General features: G+C 71.6%; 21 protein-coding genes. 7 read left to right on the plus strand and 14 right to left on the minus strand.

Translation table 11 applies throughout. The annotated features are described in order from the left end of the window. Positions 1 to 101: 101 nt before the first annotated feature. The 3 genes from IE241_RS32220 to IE241_RS32230 are packed head-to-tail and all read right to left on the minus strand — an operon-like array spanning position 102 to position 3,891. Positions 102 to 1,670, minus strand: a complete 1,569-nt coding sequence (locus IE241_RS32220; protein WP_190025416.1) for an MFS transporter — start codon at positions 1,668 to 1,670, stop codon at positions 102 to 104. Between the two features lie 42 nt (positions 1,671 to 1,712). Next, positions 1,713 to 3,377, minus strand: coding sequence for an FAD-binding oxidoreductase (locus IE241_RS32225; RefSeq protein ID WP_190025417.1), 1,665 nt, complete (start codon positions 3,375 to 3,377; stop codon positions 1,713 to 1,715). Beyond that, on the minus strand, positions 3,370 to 3,891 hold the full coding sequence (locus IE241_RS32230) for an SRPBCC family protein (protein ID WP_190025418.1): 522 nt from the start codon (positions 3,889 to 3,891) through the stop codon (positions 3,370 to 3,372). The genes IE241_RS32225 and IE241_RS32230 overlap by 8 nt, the downstream gene beginning before the upstream one ends. A gap of 292 nt (positions 3,892 to 4,183) precedes the next feature. Between IE241_RS32230 and IE241_RS32235 the strand changes: the two genes are divergently transcribed. Both IE241_RS32235 and IE241_RS32240 read left to right on the plus strand, forming a co-directional pair. Next, the gene (locus tag IE241_RS32235; RefSeq protein WP_190025419.1) at positions 4,184 to 4,888 is read left to right on the plus strand and encodes an SDR family NAD(P)-dependent oxidoreductase; all 705 of its coding nucleotides are present in this window, start codon (positions 4,184 to 4,186) and stop codon (positions 4,886 to 4,888) included. Between the two features lie 76 nt (positions 4,889 to 4,964). Beyond that, positions 4,965 to 6,143: a 3-hydroxybenzoate 6-monooxygenase gene (locus tag IE241_RS32240; protein ID WP_190025420.1), complete on the plus strand. Its 1,179-nt coding sequence runs from the start codon at positions 4,965 to 4,967 to the stop codon at positions 6,141 to 6,143. A gap of 90 nt (positions 6,144 to 6,233) precedes the next feature. Here the strand turns inward: IE241_RS32240 and IE241_RS32245 are convergent, their stop codons facing one another. The 4 genes from IE241_RS32245 to IE241_RS32260 all read right to left on the minus strand — a co-directional run bounded on the left by IE241_RS32245 (position 6,234) and on the right by IE241_RS32260 (position 8,482). Beyond that, entirely contained in the window at positions 6,234 to 6,737 is a 504-nt protein-coding gene (locus tag IE241_RS32245) for a rodlin (protein WP_308433769.1), read from the minus strand. Between the two features lie 206 nt (positions 6,738 to 6,943). Next, on the minus strand, positions 6,944 to 7,405 hold the full coding sequence (locus tag IE241_RS32250) for a rodlin (RefSeq protein WP_308433770.1): 462 nt from the start codon (positions 7,403 to 7,405) through the stop codon (positions 6,944 to 6,946). A gap of 172 nt (positions 7,406 to 7,577) precedes the next feature. Next, a complete protein-coding gene (locus IE241_RS32255) occupies positions 7,578 to 7,799 on the minus strand; it encodes a hypothetical protein (RefSeq protein ID WP_190025421.1) in 222 nt (73 codons plus the stop codon). Continuing rightward, positions 7,799 to 8,482: a DsbA family protein gene (locus IE241_RS32260; RefSeq protein WP_190025422.1), complete on the minus strand. Its 684-nt coding sequence runs from the start codon at positions 8,480 to 8,482 to the stop codon at positions 7,799 to 7,801. The genes IE241_RS32255 and IE241_RS32260 overlap by 1 nt, the downstream gene beginning before the upstream one ends. Before the next feature lie 448 nt (positions 8,483 to 8,930). Here IE241_RS32260 and IE241_RS32265 point away from each other — a divergent pair, with 448 nt between their 5' ends. Beyond that, the gene (locus IE241_RS32265) at positions 8,931 to 9,536 is read left to right on the plus strand and encodes a TetR/AcrR family transcriptional regulator (RefSeq protein ID WP_190025423.1); all 606 of its coding nucleotides are present in this window, start codon (positions 8,931 to 8,933) and stop codon (positions 9,534 to 9,536) included. A gap of 479 nt (positions 9,537 to 10,015) precedes the next feature. Here the strand turns inward: IE241_RS32265 and IE241_RS32270 are convergent, their stop codons facing one another. After that, positions 10,016 to 10,678 (minus strand): ScbR family autoregulator-binding transcription factor, encoded by a 663-nt coding sequence (locus IE241_RS32270; protein ID WP_190025424.1) that lies wholly within the window; start codon positions 10,676 to 10,678, stop codon positions 10,016 to 10,018. A 250-nt stretch (positions 10,679 to 10,928) separates the two neighbouring features. Here IE241_RS32270 and IE241_RS32275 point away from each other — a divergent pair, with 250 nt between their 5' ends. Next, positions 10,929 to 11,987, plus strand: a complete 1,059-nt coding sequence (locus tag IE241_RS32275) for an alpha/beta hydrolase (RefSeq protein ID WP_190025425.1) — start codon at positions 10,929 to 10,931, stop codon at positions 11,985 to 11,987. A gap of 31 nt (positions 11,988 to 12,018) precedes the next feature. On the opposite strand, the gene IE241_RS32280 is transcribed toward IE241_RS32275, so the two are convergent. Beyond that, a complete protein-coding gene (locus IE241_RS32280; protein WP_190025426.1) occupies positions 12,019 to 13,203 on the minus strand; it encodes an alpha/beta hydrolase in 1,185 nt (394 codons plus the stop codon). A gap of 215 nt (positions 13,204 to 13,418) precedes the next feature. On the opposite strand from IE241_RS32280, the gene IE241_RS32285 reads away from it, so the two are divergent. Next, complete coding sequence (locus IE241_RS32285) at positions 13,419 to 14,069, plus strand: GNAT family N-acetyltransferase (protein WP_190025427.1); 651 nt, start codon at positions 13,419 to 13,421, stop codon at positions 14,067 to 14,069. A 331-nt stretch (positions 14,070 to 14,400) separates the two neighbouring features. Then, a complete protein-coding gene (locus IE241_RS32290) occupies positions 14,401 to 15,720 on the plus strand; it encodes a VWA domain-containing protein (protein ID WP_190025428.1) in 1,320 nt (439 codons plus the stop codon). Positions 15,721 to 15,784: 64 nt separating this feature from the next. Here the strand turns inward: IE241_RS32290 and IE241_RS32295 are convergent, their stop codons facing one another. Continuing rightward, entirely contained in the window at positions 15,785 to 16,798 is a 1,014-nt protein-coding gene (locus IE241_RS32295) for a sensor histidine kinase (RefSeq protein WP_190025429.1), read from the minus strand. Between the two features lie 50 nt (positions 16,799 to 16,848). Further along, entirely contained in the window at positions 16,849 to 17,502 is a 654-nt protein-coding gene (locus IE241_RS32300; RefSeq protein ID WP_190025430.1) for a response regulator transcription factor, read from the minus strand. Between the two features lie 235 nt (positions 17,503 to 17,737). Here IE241_RS32300 and IE241_RS32305 point away from each other — a divergent pair, with 235 nt between their 5' ends. Beyond that, positions 17,738 to 17,920: a hypothetical protein gene (locus IE241_RS32305; RefSeq protein ID WP_190025431.1), complete on the plus strand. Its 183-nt coding sequence runs from the start codon at positions 17,738 to 17,740 to the stop codon at positions 17,918 to 17,920. Positions 17,921 to 18,015: 95 nt separating this feature from the next. Here IE241_RS32305 and IE241_RS32310 read toward each other — a convergent pair whose 3' ends face one another. The 3 genes from IE241_RS32310 to IE241_RS32320 form a co-directional block, all read right to left on the minus strand. Next, the gene (locus IE241_RS32310; RefSeq protein ID WP_190025432.1) at positions 18,016 to 19,251 is read right to left on the minus strand and encodes an RICIN domain-containing protein; all 1,236 of its coding nucleotides are present in this window, start codon (positions 19,249 to 19,251) and stop codon (positions 18,016 to 18,018) included. 55 nt (positions 19,252 to 19,306) lie between these two features. Next, on the minus strand, positions 19,307 to 20,134 hold the full coding sequence (locus IE241_RS32315) for a hypothetical protein (RefSeq protein WP_190025433.1): 828 nt from the start codon (positions 20,132 to 20,134) through the stop codon (positions 19,307 to 19,309). A gap of 149 nt (positions 20,135 to 20,283) precedes the next feature. Further along, positions 20,284 to 20,703 (minus strand): peptidase inhibitor family I36 protein, encoded by a 420-nt coding sequence (locus tag IE241_RS32320; RefSeq protein WP_190025434.1) that lies wholly within the window; start codon positions 20,701 to 20,703, stop codon positions 20,284 to 20,286. Positions 20,704 to 20,772 lie beyond the last annotated feature (69 nt).

Raw genomic sequence — 20,772 nt, forward strand, 5'->3', positions numbered from 1 at the left:
CTTCCGCCGCGACGGCTGCTGCCGTCGCGGCGGAAGGCCGTTGCCGGAAGGGGGGAAGCGCGCGTCCGCCGGCCCGCCCGGGGGAAGGCGAGCCGGCGCTCTTAGACGCCTCCTGCCCTGGGGCTGCTGCCGCTTCCGGTCCCGGCGACCCCGAGCGCAGCGTCCGCCGGCGGCCCCGCACTCCGGACGGATTCCGCACCCCGGCCGTCGGCACGACGCCCCGCACCGCCTTGCAAACCCCGCGCCCCGCGCGGCGAACGCGGCGACCTCAGCAACACCGCCGACACCACCGCACTCGCCCCGAACGCCGCCGCCGCGATCAGCAGCGCGAAGGCGTACCCGGAGCTCGTCGCCGAGCCGGCGCTCTCCCCCGCGTCCCTCAGGCCGGTCGCATGGGCCGTGGCCAGGGAGACGAGGACGGCCAGCCCGACCGTGGGGCCCACCTCCAGCGCCGTGTTGACGACGCCCCCGGCGAGCCCGGCGCGCTCGTCCTCGACGCCCTCCAGGGCGACGACGGTCGACCCGGAGAAGACGCACGCGATGCCCACGGGAAAGACGATGAGCCCGGCGAGCAGCAGGCCCGCGTAGGCGCTGTCGGCTCCCAGCTGCCCGATCAGCACCAGCCCGGCGGCCGCGGCCAGCAGCCCGCCCACCATGACCACGCGGCCTCCGAACCGGCCGATCAGCCGCCCGGCCAGCATCCCCGTCACGACCTGGGCCGCGCTGAAGGGAAGGAAGGCCGCCGACGTCAGCAGCGGGGAGGCGTTCCGTACCTCCTGGAAGTACAGGGACAGCAGGAAGAAGATCGTCGACATTCCGGCCGAGCCGATGAAGACGGCCCACAGGGCCGTGGCCCGGTGGCGCCGCGCCAGGAAGCCCAGCGGCACCAGCGGGTGCGGCACGCGCAGCTCGACCGCCACGAACGCGGCGAGCAGCAGCACCCCGGCCGCGACCGGCCCCCACACCACGCCGGCGCCCCAGGGCCGCTCGCCCGCCTGGACGAGCCCGTAGCTCATGACGGTCAGACCGGCCGTGACCAGCACCGCGCCCGGCACGTCCAGCCGCACCCGCACGGGGTCCGGCCCCGCGGGCAGCACCCGCCGCGCCGCGGCCACGGCGATCAGCGACACCGCCACGGGCACCACGAACGACCACCGCCACGACACCCACGTCGACACCGTTCCCGACAGCAGCATCCCCGCCGTCGCCCCGAAGCCGGCCAGCCCGCCCCACACCGCGAGCGCCCGCGCGTGCCGGGCCTCCTCGGGGTAGAGGGAGCGGACGAGGGACATCGCGGCGGGTGCGGCGAGCGCCGCCCCGACGCCCTGCACGAAGCGGCCCCCGAGCAGGAAGGCGAAGCCGGGGCCGAGCCCGGCGGCCGCCGAGGCCAGCCCGAAGACGGCGGCCCCGGCCACCAGCGCCCGGCGCCGCCCCATGAGATCTCCCAGCCGCCCGCCCAGCATCAGCAGGCCGCTGAACGACAGTCCGTACGCCGCGCTGACCAGCGTCAGCTGCGCGCCGGACAGCCCGAGGTCGTGCTGGATCGCCGGCAGCGCCGGCGACAGCATCGTGATGGCCAGGATCAGGACGACCTGCACGGCGCCCAGCAGGGCGAAGCCGCGTCCGGTGCGCGCGACCGCGCCCGGAGCCGGTGCGTAACCGGAGGACATGGGTTCCCTCTTTCCGTCGTGTCACCCGTACAAGAGCAGCGCTCAGCCCTGCCCCGGCAGCCTCACCGACTGCTCGTGGCGGAAGACGTCCCTCGGGTCCCACCGCGCCTTCACCGCCTGCAGCCTGCGGTAGTTGCCCTTGAAGTACAGCTCGCTCCACGGCACGCCGGACCCGTTCCATCGCGCCGTATTCAGGTCCGCGTCCGCGTAGTTGACGAAGCAGCCGTCCGTCACGTCCCCGGGTCTCGGCACGCCTCCGGACGCCGCGTAGACGTCCTGGTAGAACTCGCGGATCCAGGTCAGGTGCCGTTCGTCGTCCGCGGCGTGCTGCCAGAAGGTGATGTAGTGGAGCTTCATCACGGAGTCCCGCTGCGGTACGGCCGTCTCCGCCGGGCCCACCGCGTTCACCCGGCCCCCGTACGCGCTGATCATCACCACGGACATGGGCCCGGAGAAGTCGTCCCTGGTCAGGTGCCGGTAGAACGCCTTGAGCTGGTCTTCCGGAAAGCCCTTCCGCATGTACGCGGACTTGGCCTTGAACCGGGTGGTGGTGTCGGGCGCGGTGAAGCCCGGCCAGGACGTGGTGGCGTGCAGCCAGGAGATCGTGCGGCGGTCGTCGACCCGGTAGCGGACGCCCACGCCCTGCGCGACCGCGGCCAGGAAGGCGTCCAGCAGCCCGGACGCGTTCGGCACGGACGCGTCGATCTGCGTCGTCATGGAGAACGACCCGGCCGACTTGTGCGTCGGCTTCAGCTGGCTGAACAGGCTCGCGTACGGGGAGCCGGGCGCGCTGTTGCGCTCGCACCACCGCCCGTAGTTCCGCAGGATCGCGGTGAACGCCGCCTCGGTCATGCCCTCCCACGGCCAGGTGACCGTGGAGACGTGCACCTCCGACGGCGGCTGCGGCAGCAGCACGGCAGGGTCCGCCCCGCCCGCCCCCGGCGACCGCATCAGATACCGCGTGACCACTCCGAGCGCGCCTCCGCCCGCGCCCGTATGCGCCCACAGCAGCTCGCGGTTGGGGTCGTTCTCCTCCCGCGTGGCGACCACCTTCCGGGCGGTGCCGTTCGCGTCGACGACGACGGCCTCGACCCCGTACAGATGGTCCACGACCAGCCCGTGCAGCCGGGCCAGCGCACCGTATCCCCCGCCCACGATGTGCCCGCCCGCGCCCACCGAGGGGCAGGTGCCGCCGGGCACGGTCACGCCCCAGCCCCGGTACAGCGCACGGTAGACGTCCCCCAGCCGGGCGCCGGGCTCGATGAAGAAGGCGCGCCGGCCCGCGTCGTAGCCGACCCGGTCCAGGGAGCCCGTGTCGATGACCAGCCGTACGTCGTCCGTGGTCACGAAGTTCTCGTAGCAGTGCCCTCCACTGCGCACTGCCGGTTTGCGGCCGGTGGCGACGGCCTCCTGGACGGCCGCGAGCACCTGATCGGCCGACCCGACGAGGCGTACGGCGTCGGGCGTGCCCACCCAGCGGCGGTTGGCGCCCCAGACCAGGTCGGCGTAGCGGCGGTCGGAGGGCCTGACGGTCAGCGGCCCGAAGGCGGCCGCCTCGGCGGCGGGCCCGGTGTCCTCCGCAAGCGCCGTGCCCTCCGCAAGCGCCGTGCCCGCCGGGCCGCCCAGTGCCGCCGCCGCACCCACGGCGGCGGCACCGGCGACGACCCGCCGGCGCGAGTACGGCGTTCCGGCCCCGCGCTCACCCATGGCCGGCCGCCTGCCGGGCGTTGCGCCGCAGCACCGCCGTCATGGCGTCGAGGGTCGCGGCGAAGTCGGCGTCGAGTTCGTGGAGGTAGGAGTTCTCGCGCAGCACGGCCGACGACGGCGCCTCGGTCAGCGTGATGCTGAGCGTGAGGGTGAGGTCGCCGTCCTCGTCCTCGCCCAGCTGGTTGGTGATCACCGCGAGGTCGGAGGAGTCCGCGTGCCGGAAGGTGATGCGGCCGGCCGCGGCGTCCGGCGTGACGCGCTGGACGAGCAGTTGCGCACCGCGCCGCGCCTCGCGCAGGAACCCGTCCTCGTAGCGCTCCAGGACCCGGCACTCGGTGATGGCGGGCACGTAGCCGACGGGGTTCTCCGCCTTGTGCAGCAGGACGCGCCACAGCTGCTCGCGCGTGGTGGAGGGGGTTCCGGGGATATCGCCGGTGCCGGTGCCGTCGGCACGGTCGGTGCTGTCGGCGATGTCGGCGCTGTCGACCTTGCGGGTCCACGAAAGCGTAATCATGCGTTCTCCTGCGGGCGGCGGGGAAAGGGCCACGGCGAAAAACGATCAGGCCGGTCAAGAGGGCCGGGCCTCACATGGATCAGTGGAAGTCTTCGCCGCATTCCGGGCCGGGGTCAAAGCCCTTCCCGCTACTGCGTCAGGTGCCGGACACGGCCGCTGTCCGTGCTCCGCTCACCTGACGAAGTGCGCCGCGCGCATATTCGCCCGACAGCCGACTCCCCTGATGCTGGAGGAAGTTGAGACGGCCCGACCCGGCATCCGGCCCGGCAGTCGCAGAAACAGGAGAGACGCGATGTCCAAGCGATTCACAGGCAAAGTTGTCCTGGTCACCGGGGGCGGCGAGGGCATCGGCCGCGCTGCCGCCTTTGCGTTCGCCCGTGAGGGCGCCGAGGTCGTGGTCGCCGGCCGGCACCCGGAAATGCTGCACGACACCGTCGAGGAGATCAAGGCACTGGGCGGCAGCGCCAGTTGCGGAATCGCCGATGTGACCCACCACGGCGAGAACGGTGACGCCTCCGACGCGGAGGCGATCGTGAGCGCCGTCGTCGAACGCCACGGCCGCCTCGACGTCGCCTTCAACAATGTCACCGAACTCGGCCCGAACCAGCCGGTGGCGGAGATCTGCGAAAGCGTCTGGGGCGAGACCCTGGCCGCCAATCTCACCGGCGTCTGGCTGTCCATGAAGCACGAGATCGCGCACATGGAGCGCAACGGCGGCGGCGTGATCGTGAATACGGCCAGCAATATCGGCAGCCAGGGCATGCTGCCCGGGCTCGGCGCGTACGCCGCGTCCAAGGCCGCGGTGAGCACCCTCACCCAGACCGCCGCCCGTGAATACATCGGCAAGGGCATCCGGATCAATGCCATCAGCCCGTGCCCGCTGGGCCGCGGCGCCAAGGTGGAGGAGATCGCCGACACCGTGCTGTGGCTCGCTTCCGACGAGGCGTCCTACGTCGTCGGCCACGACCTGGTCCTGGACCGCAAGACCGCCGTCTGACTGCGGTCTGACTGCGGTCTGACTGCGGTCCCGACCCTAGAGCCCCCGAGTCACCGAGAGGACTGCGAGAGACGACATGGCCAACATCCTTATCGCCGGGGGCGGCATCGGCGGTCTCGCGGCCGCCGTGTCCGTGGCCCGCCAGGGTCACCGGGCGACCGTGCTGGAGCGCAGCGACGTCTTCGGCGAGGTCGGCGCCGGCATCCAGCTCGGCCCGAACGCCTTCCACGCCCTCGACGACCTCGGCGTGGGCACCGAGGTCCGCGCGCGGGCGGTGCTGATCGACGAGCTGCAGTTCATGGACGGCACGACGGGCGAGCGCGTCGCCCGCATGCCGCTCACCGGCGCCTACCGCGAGCGCTTCGGCAACCCGTACGCCGTCGTGCACCGCGGCGACCTCTACCAGGCGCTCCTCGACGCCTGCCGCGCCCATCCCGCCGTGACCCTCCTCGGCGGCCATTACGTGGTGCGCTACGAGCAGGACGCGACCGGCGTCACCGCCGTCACCTGCACCGGGCGCCCCTTCCGCGGCGACGTGCTGATCGGTGCCGACGGGATCCGCTCGGCCGTGCGCCGCCAGCTCATCGGGGACGGCGAACCGCGGGTGTCGGGACACACCATCTACCGCTCGGTGATCCCCATGGAGCAGGTGCCGCAGGAGCTGCGCTGGAACAGCGTGACCCTGTGGGCCGGGCCCAAGTGGCACTTCGTGCACTACCCCATAGCGGGCGGCAAGTGCCTGAACCTGGCGGCCACCAGGGACGATGCGGCCACCGAGCCGGTGGCGGGGCTGCCGGTGCCGGCCGGGGACGTGATCGCCGAGTTCCCCGAGCTGGGCCACGCCGCGCGGCGGCTGCTGGAGCTCGGCACGGGCTGGCGGGCGTGGGTGCTGTGCGACCGCGACCCGGTGACGGACTGGACGGACGGCCGGGTGACGCTCCTGGGCGACGCCGCGCACCCCATGCTGCAGTACGCAGCGCAGGGCGCGTGCATGGCGCTGGAGGACGCGGTGCTGCTCGGCGACCTGCTGCGGGGCGCGGAGTCGGGCGAGGCCTCCCTCGGGCGGCGGCTGGAGAAGTACAACGCGGCGCGGTGCGAGCGCACTTCGCGCACCCAGCTGGTGGCCCGGGAGATGGGCAGGCAGCTGTACCACCCGGCGGGGGACGCGGCCCGCGCGCGCAACCGGATGCTCTGCTCCCTGACGACGGACGAGCTGTACGACAAGGTCGACTGGCTGCACGCGGGCGTGCGCTGACGGGCGCCGGGCCGGGCACGCGAAGGACGCCCCCGGGGTGCCGGGGGCGTCCTTATGCGTGGGTGACTGCGGTCGTTCCGGGCGGGCGGGTCAGTGCCCGTGGTGCCCGTCGTCGTGGTGGCCCCAGCCGTGGTCGTGACGATCGTGGTCGTGACGGTCCCAGTCGTCGTCGTGACGGCCGTGGTGGTGGCCGTGGTGGCGCTCGCTGTTCCAGGAGCCGTTGCCCGAGATGATCGGGATCTCGTCCAGGATGTGCGACAGCGGGTCGTCGCCGTCGTTGATCGTGGAGTTCTCCGTGCAGGACTGCTGCTGCTGCGAGGAGAGGATCGGGATGTCCTGGAGGCTGATGGGCACCGCGCCGAGGAGCCCCTGGGCGCCGAGCTTGCCGATGCCGATGCACGGCTTGTTCAGCGAGCCGTTGATCAGGCCCATCTGCGGGCTCATGTAGCCGCCCGTCCAGGTGTTTCCGTACATCTGGCCCGCACCGTTGGCGTTCGCAACGTCCTGACCGTTGCCGATGGCCATCGCAGGGGTCGCCGACACGCCGGCTGCGGAAGCCACGAGGGCGGTCGTGGCCATTACTTTCTTGATCACGCTTGGTTCCTCGTTCTGGCTCGACGAATACGGGATCTCTGAGCCCACTGCCTAACTTGGGAAATTGCCGGAGGTTATTACCGGATACGACCCTTCACTCATTCGGCCCCAGGTCCGGCATCCGGAGAACAACCAGAATGGGGAATCCCCCTGCCGCGGGGCCCGCACACCCGCCGCAGGGGGAATCCGTCCGACTACCGCGGTGCTCAGTGGCCGCCGAATCCCGGGTGCCCGCCGAAGCCGCCGTGGCCACCGTGGCCACCGTGGCCACCGTCGCTCTTGTTGCCGGAGCCGTTGCCCGAGATGATCGGGATCTCCGAGAGAATGTGCGACAGCGGGTCGTCCCCATCGCTGATCGTGGAGTTGTCGGTGCACTGCTGCTGCTGCTGCGAGGAGAGGATCGGGACGTCCTGGACGTTGATCGGCACCGCGCCGACGAGCCCCTGGATGCCGATCTTGCCGATGGCCAGGCACGGCTTGTTCAGCGTGCCCTGGATCAGGCTCATCTGCGGGCTCTGCTTGCCGCCCGTGTGCGTGTTGCCGTATCCGGTCTTCGCGGCGTTGCCGTTGGCGACGTCCTGGTCGTTCCCGATGGCCATGGCGGGGCCGGAGATGGCACCGACCGTGGACACCGCGAGGGCGGTCGTGGCAATTACCTTCTTGAGCACGTCCTAAGCCTTTCGATCGTGTAGCGCCCCCACTGGGAAAGCGTTCTGAATAACTCCGGCCCTATACAGAGGTTCCGGGCTTTCACTCATTCGAGCCAGTGGGATCGCTGCAGGTAGGACTGCCCGACAAATGTAAATACGGCGCGCGGTCATACCGGTGACGCCGGTGATATCAGCGGCCGAGCCGCCGATAGGTCAGGATGCTGGTCAGCGTGACATAGCGGTACTGGCCGCCCTGGACGGTGGTGAGAATTCCGCGGTCGATGAGCCGCTCGACGGTCCACGGGGTCAGGCCGAGCAGCCCGGCGGCGGTGCGCAGGGGCAGGCTCATGTCCTCGAAGATCTCGGGGAACGGGGGGCGCACGGCCGCGGCCGCCTCGGTGGGCGCGCTCATCAGAAAGCGGCGTCGACGGGACGGCCGGCAGGACGCCCGACGGGACGCCCGGCAGGACGTACGGCCGCCACCATCGCCCCGTGCAGCGCCTGCTCGCTCTGCACACCCAGCAGAACGGCATCGTCGCCGATCTTGAACACCGGTGGTGCCGGGACTCCGTGGCGCCGCAGCCGGTGCAACTCCCCGCGCAGTTCCTCGGCTTCGTCCGACCCCTTCGCCAACGCGCCTGTCCCGCCCGGCCCGAGCTCCACCCCGCACTCCTCCGCGATCTCCCGCAGCACCGCCTCTCCGGCGATGTGCAGGCCGTCGGTGAAGTGCGCGCGGAAGAGCCGTTCGACCACGGGCTCGGCCAGGCCCTGCTCCGCGGCGCGGCCGATGAGCAGGTGGGCGCGGAAGCTGCCGGTGGCGATCGCCCGGTCGTAGCGCAGCTCCAGCCCGTCGCGCGCGGCCTGCCAGGTGAAGATCTCGGCCTGCGTCGCGGCGTACGGGCCGAGCATCCGTTCCAGTACGGGCATCAGGGGCTGCGGGCTGTCGGAGGCGGCCGGGGCGATCTCGTAGGGGCGGAAGGTGATCGCGACGTCGGTGCCGTGGGCGCGCATCCGGTCGGCGGCGCGGACCAGGCGCGTATAGCCGATGTAGGAGTGGACGCAGATCACGTCCAGGACCATGTCCGCCCTCACCATTCGGATCCCCCCTCCGATGCCCGCCGATCACGCTTACCGGTCGGTTGGCTAGTTAGAGAGAACGTAAGACGTGCCTTGTGGGTCGTCAAGCACGTATGTCAAGGAATGGGTGGCGATGCACGCCTCACGGGGTGTCCGGCGAATGGCGCTGACGCGGCCCATGTCGGGCGCCTCTATGGCCACTTGGCCACCATCCGGCCACCCTGACCACGACAATGTATGCATTGCGTGTCGGTGGTGTCGCGGTCGGCCGCTGCGCCCTCCGCCAGGGGTTCCATCTGCGGCATGATCTCCACTCCCCCTGACGTGCGCGGAGGCGGACCGGCACGTCCACTTGCTTGCAGGAGCGGGCAGTTGAGATCGGCAGGAAGGTAGGCTGCCAGCTAACCGGGCGTCAAGTAGGTTTGGCTGGGGGGCGACAGGTTCACGACAACGGCAGGAGAGACCCATGGGCAGCACCCCTCAGGCGCGCAGGAGCGACACCCGGGAGCGCATCCAGAAAACGGCCCTGGACCTCTTCGTCTCACGTGGTTACGAGAAGACGTCGCTACGGGAGATCGCCGAGGAGCTCGGCGTCACGAAGGCGGCGCTGTACTACCACTTCAAGACGAAGGAGGACATCCTCAGCGCGATCTCACGGGATCTCGGCAGGCCGGTGGACGAACTCATCGTCTGGGCGGAAGAACAACCACCCACGATGGAGACGAAGCGGGAACTGCTGCGGCGGTACAGCGTGGCCCTGGGGTCGGCGATGCCGATCTACCACATCCTGCAGGAGAACCAGGCGACGCTGCGCGACCTGGCGATCGGTCAGGAGCTGCGCGACCGGGTGACCACGATCTCGCGGCTGATGCACGCGGGCGACCTGGCCTTCGAGTGCCACGCGCGCGTGGCGAGCGCGGTGATGACGGTGCACTTCGGCGCGTTCACGCTCGACGCGCTGGGCGGCACGGCGGAGGAGCGCCGCGAGGCGCTCCTGGAAGTGGCCCTGGACACCCTGGCGGGCGTCCGCGCCCCGGACCCGGCCAGCGCGCTGGCAGCGGGCGGCAACTGACACGGCGGGCCGAGCCCGCACAACCCTCGTGCGGCAACTGATCGCGCGGGCCACGCCCGCACAACCCCCCGCCGCAACGGCGCGCAACCGAAACGGCGCATCCCGGCGGTGCCCAACCAACCCCGGCCCAGCTGGAACGGCACCGCCGGACAGCGCCATCGTGGCGCGCCACCGCTGCGGCGGAAGGAAGACGCCGGGCCACCCCGCCCACATCCAGGCCACGCCCGCACACCCCCCCGCCGCAACGGCGCACAGCCAAACGGCGCATCCCGGCGGTGCCCAACCAACCCCGGCCCAGCTGGAACGGCACCGCCGGACAGCGCCATCGTGGCGCACCACCGCTGTGGCGGAAGAAGAACGCATGGGCACCGCCGCCCGCGAGGGCACCCCGCGGCGGAAGAAGAACGCACGGGCACCGCCGCCCGCGAGGGCACCCCGCGGCGGAAGGAAGACGCACAGGCACCGCCGCCCGCGAGGGCCTACGCCGCCCCCACCGGCTCCAGCGCCGCGAGCGCAAGCGCCCGCGCGCCGCGGCCCGGGGCCATGTCCAGGCGGGCCAGGACCGCGGGGACGGCGACCGACGGCATCAGGTGCTCGTACAGAACGATCGCCCGCCGTTCCAGGTCCGCGCGGTCGGACATCGACTGCGACATCGCGTTGATCCCCCCGAACGCCCCGACGATCAGCTCGGCGACCTCCCACGCCACCACGTCCGGTAAGACCTCCCCCCGTTCCTTGCCCTCCACCAGCAGCCGGGTGTGCAGTTCGGTCCAGCCCGTGAAGGGCCCGCTGCGGTGGAGCGCGGGCGAGCCGTGCTCCATCGTCAGCCGCACGCTGCCGCGCAGCACGGGGTCCACCAGCAGCTGGTGCGAGAAGACCATCCCGAGGTCGACGAGCCGCTGCATCCGGCACCCTCCGGGCACGTCCAGCAGCGCGGACGTCGCCTCGGCCTGGGCATCGATGACCGCGTGCGCCAGGTCCTCCTTCGAGGGGAAGTGGAAGTACAGCGCCCCCTTGGTCACCTCCGCCCGCGCCAGGATCTCGTTGATCGTGGCCGCGTCGTAGCCCCGTTCGTCGAACACCACCGCGGCCGCTTCCAGGATGTTCTGTCGAGTCCTGATCGCACGGTCCTGCTTGGCCACGGCACGCCTCCGGGTCGTTGGGGCCCGCGCACCGCCGGGCGCGGTGCGGGGGGCTGGGCATCCAGCGGCCGCAGCCGGTACCGGGCGCGCCCGCGGCGTCGAGCGTATGCAGCACACCGGCGTCAAGGGAGGAGAGCGAACAAGCCAACGTGCTTCTCCGACGTGCGTCTCCAGCGTGCGTCTCCTCAAGCGTGTATCTATGGACGGGCGAGGGAGCCGACGTCGAGGGAGCCGAGGGAGCGCGCCGGCGATGAGTCTCACCGGAACCGCCTTCTTCGCCGCGCTGGCCGCGGCGACCGTCTGCACCGTGCTGGCCACCCTCCTGCTCTGGTCGCGGATCCCCGGCCCGTCCCCCGTGCGCTGGGCGTCCCGCGTCGCCCTGATCGGGCTCTGCCAGGCCACCGCCATCTGCGTCGTCGCGGCCTGGATCAACACCAGCTACGGCCTCTACGCCTCCTGGGACGACCTGCTGGGCCGCACCGGCGGCGGCCCCGTGGCGATGCCGGGCCCGCCGCCCGAGCGCGCCCGCTTCCTGCGCGGCGATGCGGGCATGCGGCAGACGTACGTCCGGGGTCCGCGCTCGGCGCTGTCGGGCCAGGTGATGGTCTGGACGCCGCCGCAGTACGACGACCCGCGCTACCGCCGGTCCCCCTTTCCGGTGGTGATGCTGCTGCACGGCGTGCCCGGCTCCCCGCAGTCCTGGCTGGAGCAGGGCCACATGCCGGGGGACTACGCGAAGCTGCTGCAGGCGGGGGCGAGCCGGCCGTTCATCCTGGCCGTTCCGGTCATCGACCCCGGCGGGATGGACACGGACTGCTCCGACGTCCCCGGCCACAAGGTCGCCACCTGGCTCTCCGAGGACGTACCGTCCCTGATCCGCCATCACTTCCGTACGGGGAAGGGCCCCGGCTCCTGGGGCCTGCTGGGCATCTCGACCGGCGGCTACTGCGCGGCGAAGCTGCCCCTGCAGTACCCGAAGGTCTTCGGGGCGGGCGCGGCCCTGGATCCCGACCCGCTCACGGGTGCGCAGGGCGCGCTGCCCGATCCCGGGCAGCGGGAGCGCAACAGCCCGACATGGCTGGTGGCGCACACGAACGACACCGGCGTCGGGCTGTTCCTGGCGACGTCACGGCAGGACCGCGCGAGCCCGCCCTCGCTCATCGAGCAGTTCCGGCAGGCGGCGGACGGCAGCGGCGTCCGGCTGCGGACGATGCTGGCCCCGGCGGGCGGGCACAACTACCACACCTGGATCTCCATGTACCCGGCCGCGTTCTCCTGGCTGAGCGAGGAGCTGACGGGGCCGGACTAGACGGACCTGCCGGACCAGGCAGGTCGTTCCGCTAGTTGTTCACATCCTGCGGGAACGTCATCTGCTTGCCCATCCACTCCAGCGTCGGCCCGACCTCACGCCGCCACGTGGTGAAGTTATGGCTCCCCGACGGAAGAATGATCTTCGAGGCGGTCATCGGCTCTTTGACGGCCTTGAGGAATTTCTCCGTCTCCTTGAGGTTCTTCTCGCCTTCCTTGCTGCTGGTGACGAGCACCGAGACGCGCGGCGGGGGCAGATTCTTCAGCCGCCAGATCAGATCGTGCTCGCGCTTGTTCTTCTCCCCCTCCTCGCCGTCACCGAAGAGGTTTCCCGTGGTCAGATCATTCTTGATCTTGTAGTCGGCGGAGAGGGCGCCGGCCACCGGATAGCTGCCGGGCTGCCGCATGGCGAGTTCCAGCGCGCACGTGCCGCCCGAGGAGTACCCCATGACGCCCCACGCGCTGGCCTCGTGGCCGACGCGGTAGGCGCTCTTCAGGGCCTCGGGCAGGTCCTTGGTGAAGTAGGTCTCCGACTGCGGGCCGCCGGGGACGTCCACGCACTCGGTGTCGCGCGGCGGGGCTATCGTCGGGCGGACCATCACGATCACGGTCGGCTGCATGCGGCGCTCGCCGATCAGCTCGCTCGCCTTCTTCGGCATCCCCAGGAAGTGGGAGAGGTTCGTGATGCCGCCGGGGTAGCCGCTGATGGCGATGATCACGGGGAAGCGCTGCCGCTTGTACTGCTCCTGGAAGTACTGCGGCGGCAGGTAGACGAACGCGGGCTCCACGACCCCCGCGCGGCGGGCGGTCAGCCGCACCGACTCCATCGCGCCGACCTTCTCCTTCGGCCCCTTGGGGATGTCGGACTTGTCGATCCCCTCCGTGCCGGTGTTCTTCACGAGCCCGCCCTTGCCCGCGTCGACCGGCGCGGCGTTCGGGCCGCCGCCGTTCTCGATGCCCTGGGTGACCTGCCCCGGCGCCCGGTCGTACTTGCCGATCAGCTCGCCCCACGAGCCGTAGAAGCTGTTTTCGGCATTCACCGCGAGCAGCACCGAGGACATGATCGTCAGCTGCGTGACCAGGATCGCGCCGAGCCGTCCGAGCACCGGCAGCACGCCGCGCCCGGAAAGTCGCGGCCAGAGCCATAGAGTGAGACCCACACAGACCACGGCGACGAACACCACCGTGTACAAGAGCGACCTGCTGGTCAGGCCCATGTGCCTCTCAACTCCCTGCCCCTGGGGTGGGTACTCGTGTTCGGTAAAGCGATACTCACCGATGAAGAGGCCGGAATGGGTGGACAGGGTTGCCCTGGACCCATTTCTTACCCTGCTCTTGTCCTGCCCGTGGCTTGTCCGCCCCCTGTCGTTATCGTCCCGGAAACCGTGCGCGTCGGCGGGTGGGTACGGGTTCCGGTGGGCAAGAAGGGCGCATGGGTGACGTCTTCCTTCGCAGGCTGAGCCGCTGGCAGGCCGACCAGTACCGCGACCAGCTCGCGGATCTGCACGTGACGGCCTACGCGGAGCCGCACGGCCACGGCGGGCCTGAGCACGGAGGGCCTGAGCACAGAGGGCCCGGACGCGGCAGGTCCGGGCTCGGCGGGTCCGGGAGCGAGCCGCGCGTGGAGCCCTTCCACAGCCGCGACCGCTTCCGCGAGCGGCTCGCCGAGCACTCCGCGCGGCCGGGCTTCGACCTGGTGGTCGCGGACGCCGGGGGCCCGGTGGGCTGCGCGTACGGCTATCCGCTCGCGCGCGACAGCGCCCGGTGGCAGGGCTTCCTCGGCCCCGTGCCCGGCGATCTGGAGGAGCTGACGGCCGCCGGCCGGGTCTTCGCGGTCGCCGAGCTCGTGGTCGCCCCGCGCCACCGCCGCCAGGGCATCGGCCGGCGGCTGCACGACCGGCTGCTGTCCGGCAGCGGCGCGGCGCTCGCGGCGCTGGTCCTGGCCCCCGGGGACGCGCACACCCCGGCGGCGGAGGCCGTCCGCCGCGCGTGGGGCTGGCAGCGGGCGGGCCGGGTGCGCCCGCCCGCGGCGGGGGACGTGGGGGACGCGCTGGAGGTCTTCGTCCGGCCACTGCGGCGGTGACGGATCCGCTGCGCCGGTGACCGGTCCGGCGCCCTCGTCGGGTGCCCCGGAGGTTTACGCTCCGCGTGACGCGAAAGCGACGCCTGTGGCGCTCTGTGACGCCTGTTTCTGACGTGGCGGACGCCTGTTTCTGACGTGGCGTGAATTTCCGTGGCCCCAAGTGGGCGTAAGGCCCGTCCCCCGTGCGTGGGGCGGCCGGGAGTGCCTCGCGAGGGTCTGAGCATGCGGGGAATAGGGGGGCGGCTAGCCTTACGTCACCGTCCCCCCGGGGGACGTATACCCGCAACACAGACATTTCATAGCTCCCGAGACACGTGAAGGACTACTCCACATGGGCATTCGGAGTCTGCTGCGGAACGCGTTCGGCCGGTCCAGGACAGCGACGGCCGAGCGAGACGACGCGAGCCTGCCCCAGCAGAGCGCGCCGCCTTCCGTGCCCGCACCCTCGCAGGAGCCCGACCCACGGGCCGAAGCGCACCCCGAACCGGTCGTGGCCCGCCCACGGGCCGCCGAACCGGACATCACCGAACCCCTCCGCGCGCCGGTGCCGCCGCAGCAGGGCGGCGACCGCATCCCCGACCCCGGCCCGCTGGAGCCGAACGTGCCGCCGCGGCCCGGCCCCGGTCCCGGCCCGCGCCCCGGCCCGGGCCCCATGCCGCCGGAGCCGAGCCCGGAGCCCGAGCCGCAGCCCACGCCGGTTCCCACGCCGAAGCCGATCCCCGAGCCGGAGCCCGTCCCGCCGGTCGACCCCGAGCCGGTCCCCGAGCCGGCCCCCGGTCCGGACCCGGTCCGCAAGCCGGAGCCCGCGCCGGGCCCGACGCCGGAGCCGGCCCCGGCCATGCCGCCGCGCGACGAGGCCCCCGCGCAGACCGCTCCCGTGCAGACGGCTCCCGCGCAGACCGCTCCCGTACAGACCGCCCCCGCGCAGAGCCCCGCCATCAGCCTGACGAAGGTGGAGCAGTCCGCCCCCGGACTGGTCAGTCTCTACAAGGCCGCCGGCGTCTCCCTGGAGAAGCAGGGCCTGACGGGGCAGCGCGCAGCCGTCTACCTCGTCCTCGACCGCTCCGGCTCCATGCGCGAGTTCTACAAGAACGGCACGGTCCAGCACCTCGCCGAGCAGGCCCTCGGCCTGTCCGCCAACCTGGACGACGACGGTACGGTCCCGGTCGTCTTCTTCTCGACGGACGTCGACGGCGTGGCCGAGATCGACCTCGGCGGCTACGAGGGCCGCATCGAGGAACTCCACTCCTCCATGGGTCACATGGGCCGCACCAACTACCACTGGGCGATGGAGGCGGTGATCGAGCACTACAAGAAGTCCGGCTCGACCGCCCCCGCGTTCGTCATCTTCCAGACGGACGGCGGCCCGTACAGCAAGCCGGCCGCGGAGCGGGCCCTGTGCGAGAGCGCGAACCTGCCGATCTTCTGGCAGTTCGTGGCCTTCGGCGACCCGGAGGGCAAGGGCTTCGACTTCCTCCGCAAGCTGGACGCCCTGCCGGTCCCGGAGAAGCGCGCCGTCGACAACGCGGGCTTCTTCCACGCGGGCCGCGACCCGAAGTCGCTGACGGCCGCCCAGCTCTACGCGGAGCTGATGGTGGAGTTCCCGGACTGGCTGAAGGAAGCCCGGGCGGCGGGCATCGTCAAGGACTGAGAAGGACCGAGAAAGAACCACGCGAACCCGGTCCCGGGGCGGAAAACCGCCCCGGGACCTTCGCCTACCGCCCCGGCTCGGGTATCTCCACGGTCACGCGCAGCCCCCCGCCCCGGTTCGGCGCGGCCCGGGCCCGTCCCCCGTGGGCGCGGGCGATCGACTGGACGATGGACAGGCCCAGGCCCGTGCCGCCGGACAGGCGTTCCTTGCCCCGGCCCCGCCGGAACGGCTCGAAGAGGGCCGGGATGTCCGCCGCGGCCACGACCGGTCCCGAGTTGCGCACCACCAGCCGGCCCGGCTCGACCAGCACGTCCACGGCGCCGCCCCGGTGGTTGTAGTCGACGGCGTTCCGCAGCAGGTTCCCGGCCAGCTGGCCGAGCAGGACGCGGTTGCCGCGCAGCGGCGCCCGTTCGCTGCGGACGGAGAGCCGTACGCCCGCCCGTTCCGCGCGCCCCGCGACCGCCGCGGTCTCCTCCGAGACGATGTCGGCGAGGTCGAGGGGGTCGCGGCGTTCCAGGCCGCGGTCGCTGCGGGCGAGCAGGAGCAGGTCGTCCATGAGGCGTTCGGAGCGGCGGTTGGCCTCCAGGAGCGTCGTCCGTACGCGGGCGAGCTCGTCGGGGGACGGGTCCCCGTCCAGCCCCACCTGGATCGCCGTGCGCTGGACGGCCAGCGGCGTGCGCAGTTCGTGCGAGGCGTTGGAGATGAAGCGCCGCTGGCTCTCGAAGGCGCCCTGCACGGGGCGCAGGCAGCGGCCCGCCGTCCACCAGCCCACCCCGACCGCCAGCAGCGCCGTCACGAGCAGCGCCGCGGCCGACCACATGATCATCTGCTGGGAGGCGGCGGCGCTGACGTCGCCCGAGATCCGGGACGCCGTCCACGCGTTCACCCTCTCCCCCGGCCGCACGAGCTCGACCGGCACGGCGTTCCGCGCGATCGTCGTCGCCCGCTCCTGCGTGCCGGCGCGCGAGAGCAGGTTCACGGTGAGCAGCAGGGCCCCGCCGAGCACCAGGAAGATCCCGCCGAAGGCCACGGCGATCCGCGTACGGGCCGTGAGGAACGGCCGCCTTACGGGTTTCACCCTCGCCGGTTTCCCGCCCGCAGACTTCACGCTCGCAGACCTCACAGACCTCACAGGGCGTACCCCACGCCCTGCACCGTACGGATCAGCGCCGGCTCCCCGAGCTTGCCGCGCAGCTTGCTCATCGCCACGCGCACCGCGCCCGTGAACGGGTCGGCGTGGGCGTCCCACGCGCGCTCCAGCAGCTCCTCCGCGCTGACGACCGCCCCGTCGGCCTCCAGCAGCAGCTGCAGGATGGCGAACTCCTTGGGCGAGAGGTCGAGGTCGCGGCCCTCGCGATCGGCGGTCCGGCGCACGGTGTCGAGCCGCAGCCCGGCCTTCTCCAGCAGCGGCGGCGCCGGGCGGGCGCTGCGCCGCCGCAGCGCCCGCACCCGCGAGATCAGCTCGGGGAACTCGAACGGCTTGGGCAGGTAGTCGTCGGCTCCCAGGTCCAGCCCCGCCACGCGGTCCTCCATCGAGCCGGCGGCGGTGAGCATCAGGATGCGGGTGCGGGAGCCGTTCGCGACGAGGTGGCGGGCGACGTCGTCGCCGTGGACGCGGGGCAGGTCGCGGTCGAGCACCACGACGTCGTAGTCGTGGAGGGAGAGGTAGGCGATGGCGGCGTCACCGCTGTAGACGGTGTCCACGGCGAACCCGGCCCGGCGCAGGCCCGTGGCGACCAGCTCGGCCAGTATCTCTTCGTCCTCGGCGACCAGTACCCGCATGTCCTCGTCCGTCTCCTTCGACAGCGCATCCCCTCCCAGGATGCGGTGTACAGGAGGACATGTTTCGCAAACCTCTCTATTAACTGGATAGCGGTGACATGAACGCGCCGCTCGCGCCCCTGGGGATGCCTCCGCGCGCCCCTGGAGCGCGGTTACGGAGAGCCGATCGAACAACTACGGTTGGTAATCGCAGGATCACTCTTCGCATACGATGCATAGGCGTACAGGAGCTCTCATGGCCGTTCCCGGCGAAGCCGTCCCCAGCGAGGAAGCCGAGGTGAAGACGTCCCACGCGGGCACTTTCGCCTCCCTCCAGGACGCCGTCGACTTCGTCACCCAGCCGCCCGCCCAGGGCAGCGGGGAGGCCGGATTCTCCTACCGGGCCGACGGGCAGGTCGACGTCGTCTACTTCCTCTGAGGCTTCCTTGAGAGGGAGGGGGAACCGGGTGGCGGGAGGGGCAGCCCCCGCCACCCGGTCACAACGGCCCGGCGGTCCTTTACGGTCCTCTGCGCTCAGCCCCACAGCCCCAGCAGGAACGGGTACGCGTCGAGGATCTTCCCCGGCCCGTGGATCACCTCGCGGAAGGTGAAGACGAGGTACTGATCGCCCTTGACCGCGAAGAAGTGCATCTCGTCGCCCACCGCCGCCGACGCGATCGCATCGGGCCTGCACGGCTCGGGCAGGTGGTCCAGCCGCACCGGCCGCACGTCGCGCCGGTCGGCGCCCCGCCGCCCTGCGCCCGGCGCCCGCGGCAGGTCGATCAGCGCCGTCGCGCCCTTCTCCCCGAACACCAGGTGGTAGCGGCCGTCCGGCGTCCCCGGCACCGCCGCCTTCACCGCCCCGCCGATCACCGGCTCCAGCTGCTCCCGCGGGTAGTAGAAGTCGGTGCTCCGCAGGCTCTCGCCGCTCCCCCGCTCCGAGAACTCCACCACCAGGTCGCCCTTGACGCCCAGGTACCGGTGATCGCTCCACCCCGGCGCCCGCGTCACGAAGTCGAAGCCCCCGTGGAACTCCTTCGGCAGGTGCGGGAACTGCTCGCTGATCTTCCGCGGCCCGCCCGTCTCCACCCGGTTGCGCTGCGAGAAGCGGATGGTCTCGTCGCCGCGGAAGCCGTCGAAGGCGACGTACGGCGTCGTGCTCCCCGGCACCCACTTCGACACCGTGCCGAAGATCCCGCCGGACGCCTCCAGCGAGGCCTTGAGCGCATTGGTGAGCGTGGACAGCAGCCCGCGCGAACTCGGCTCCACGAGCGTTCCCGCCAGCGCGTGGAAGAGCTTCGCCTCCCCGCGCGGCTCCACGGCCTCGAAGCGCCAGACGCTGTTCTCCTCGTCCCCCGCCTGCTGCTCGACGACGGCATCGACGGCCGCCGAGTGGCCGCGGACGTTCAGCTCCAGCCCGCTGTGGACGTTGATGATCCTGTATTCGTCGCCGTTGCGGATCTCCCAGGTCTGGCTCTGATACGCCGGGTCGTTCTCCTCCAGGTGCCGCTGCTCGGCCGGTGCGCCCGGGTCCTTGCGGCAGTGCCGCACCTGCAGATAGCGCCCGCTGTGCTGGTTCTGCAGGCGGTAGACGTTCTCGCCGCCCTGCCCGGGCTCCAGGCGCCACGCCTGGCTCGCCCGCTGCGGCCAGTCGTGGAGCGGCTCCTGGACGATGTCGGCGGCGTCGTGCCTGCTGAGTCCCCGGACCGTCAGATAGAGCCCGGTCTTGTGGTTCCTGACCAGGTACGTGGTTGTGGCGTGGACGCTCATGAACCCTCCTGGGTACGGAGCGGACGTCGGTACGTGCCGGTTCAGGCCGCCCACCCTAGGGCCGGGGAGGGAGGGTGCCCAGGGCAGCCCCGGCCAGTTCCTGGCGGGTCGCGAGCTCGGCCTTGACGGCGGCCAGTTCCTTCGCGTTCCGCTCGATCTCCTGCCGCTGGTACGCCGCGTCCACCGCGAACCAGACGCCCACCACGTTGTGCTCCTTCTTGCACTGCGCGTCGGCCGCCGCCGTCTCCCGCTCCTTCGCGGACGCCTCGGGCGTGCGCCAGGCCGGGTCGGCACCCGCCTTGAGCGGGTCCCCGTACGCCGGGAAGCCGCGCTGCTTCATGCAGGCCGCCCACTGGTCGAAGACGGCCACCACGCGCGGGTCCCGCTGCGACCGCTCGAAGCTCCCGGTGTTGATCCGGTCGGCGACCGGGGCGTCTCCCCCGGCCTCGGCGTTGTCCGCCCGGAGCGCGGACCGGGCTTCGCCTGTACAGCCGCCCGGGGGGACCGTACGCCCCTTGATGCGCTGGCCGCCCTTCGCGGCGGCGGTTCCGGGCTTGACCTTGGGGTCGTCCGTGCCGGTGAGGACGATGGTCGCCTCGGGAGTGAGGGAGGGCGGCGGAGGCGGCTTGGGCGGAGTCCGCGGGCTGCCAGGCGGGGCGAAGCCGTAGCGGGCGGCTTCGACCGGATCGGTGATGCCGTAGCGGTACTGCGTACGGGTCTTCGGCCGGAAGGGGGTTGCGGGGGCGGGTGGTTGATAAGTGACCTCGAAGCGGCGCATGCAGCGTTCTACGAGGGTGCGCCGGGCGGAATCGAGGCGGTCGGCCTGGTCATTGGTGAGGAGGTAAGGGTCGATGGGAAGGGAGTGGGAGGCGGCGGACGTCATCGCGGGAAAAGCACTGGGCTGGGGAACCTTGTCGCCGGAGGAGGACGACGAACACCCCGCGGCCGCGAGAAGAACGCCCGCGAGGGTGACAGTGAGAGCGCCCCGCCCGTGACGACGGGCGGGGCTCCCTGTACGCGAGGACAGCTCGGTCAACTGAACCGACCGGACTCGTTGTTGTTCCGCAGGTGGTCGTTGAGGTTCGCGGCGCCGCCGGGCGCGATGCGCTGGTGCGCGCCCTGGTAGTTCGGCATCGAGTAGACCGTGAAGGCGCTGTTGAAGTCCCAGTTGTCGACCGACGCCGCATTGTTGCGCACGGTCGCGTTCGAGCCTTCGCTGCCCCGCGTCGAGCTGCTCGACACGAAGTTGTTGTCCCGGTAGTTCGCGTCGTTGCTGTACTGCTTGTAGATCGCACCCGTGTAGTTCTGGTAGTAGAACAGACACGCATAGCCGGTCGAGCAGCTCTGCGTGAAACTGTCCGTCGCCGCGGATGCCGGCGAGGTGGCCAGAAGACCCGAACCCGCGGTGGCGACGGCAATCGCCCCGGCCACGGCCAGACGCTTGAACCTCATACGAAAACCCTCCTGTTTCGCTCGTTTGCAGGAAGCGTTTCGGTTTCGGTCGCCATCCTGTCCGGCGGG

It is taken from the genome of Streptomyces hiroshimensis (genome assembly GCF_014650335.1).
Taxonomy (GTDB): Bacteria; Actinomycetota; Actinomycetes; order Streptomycetales; family Streptomycetaceae; genus Streptomyces; species Streptomyces hiroshimensis.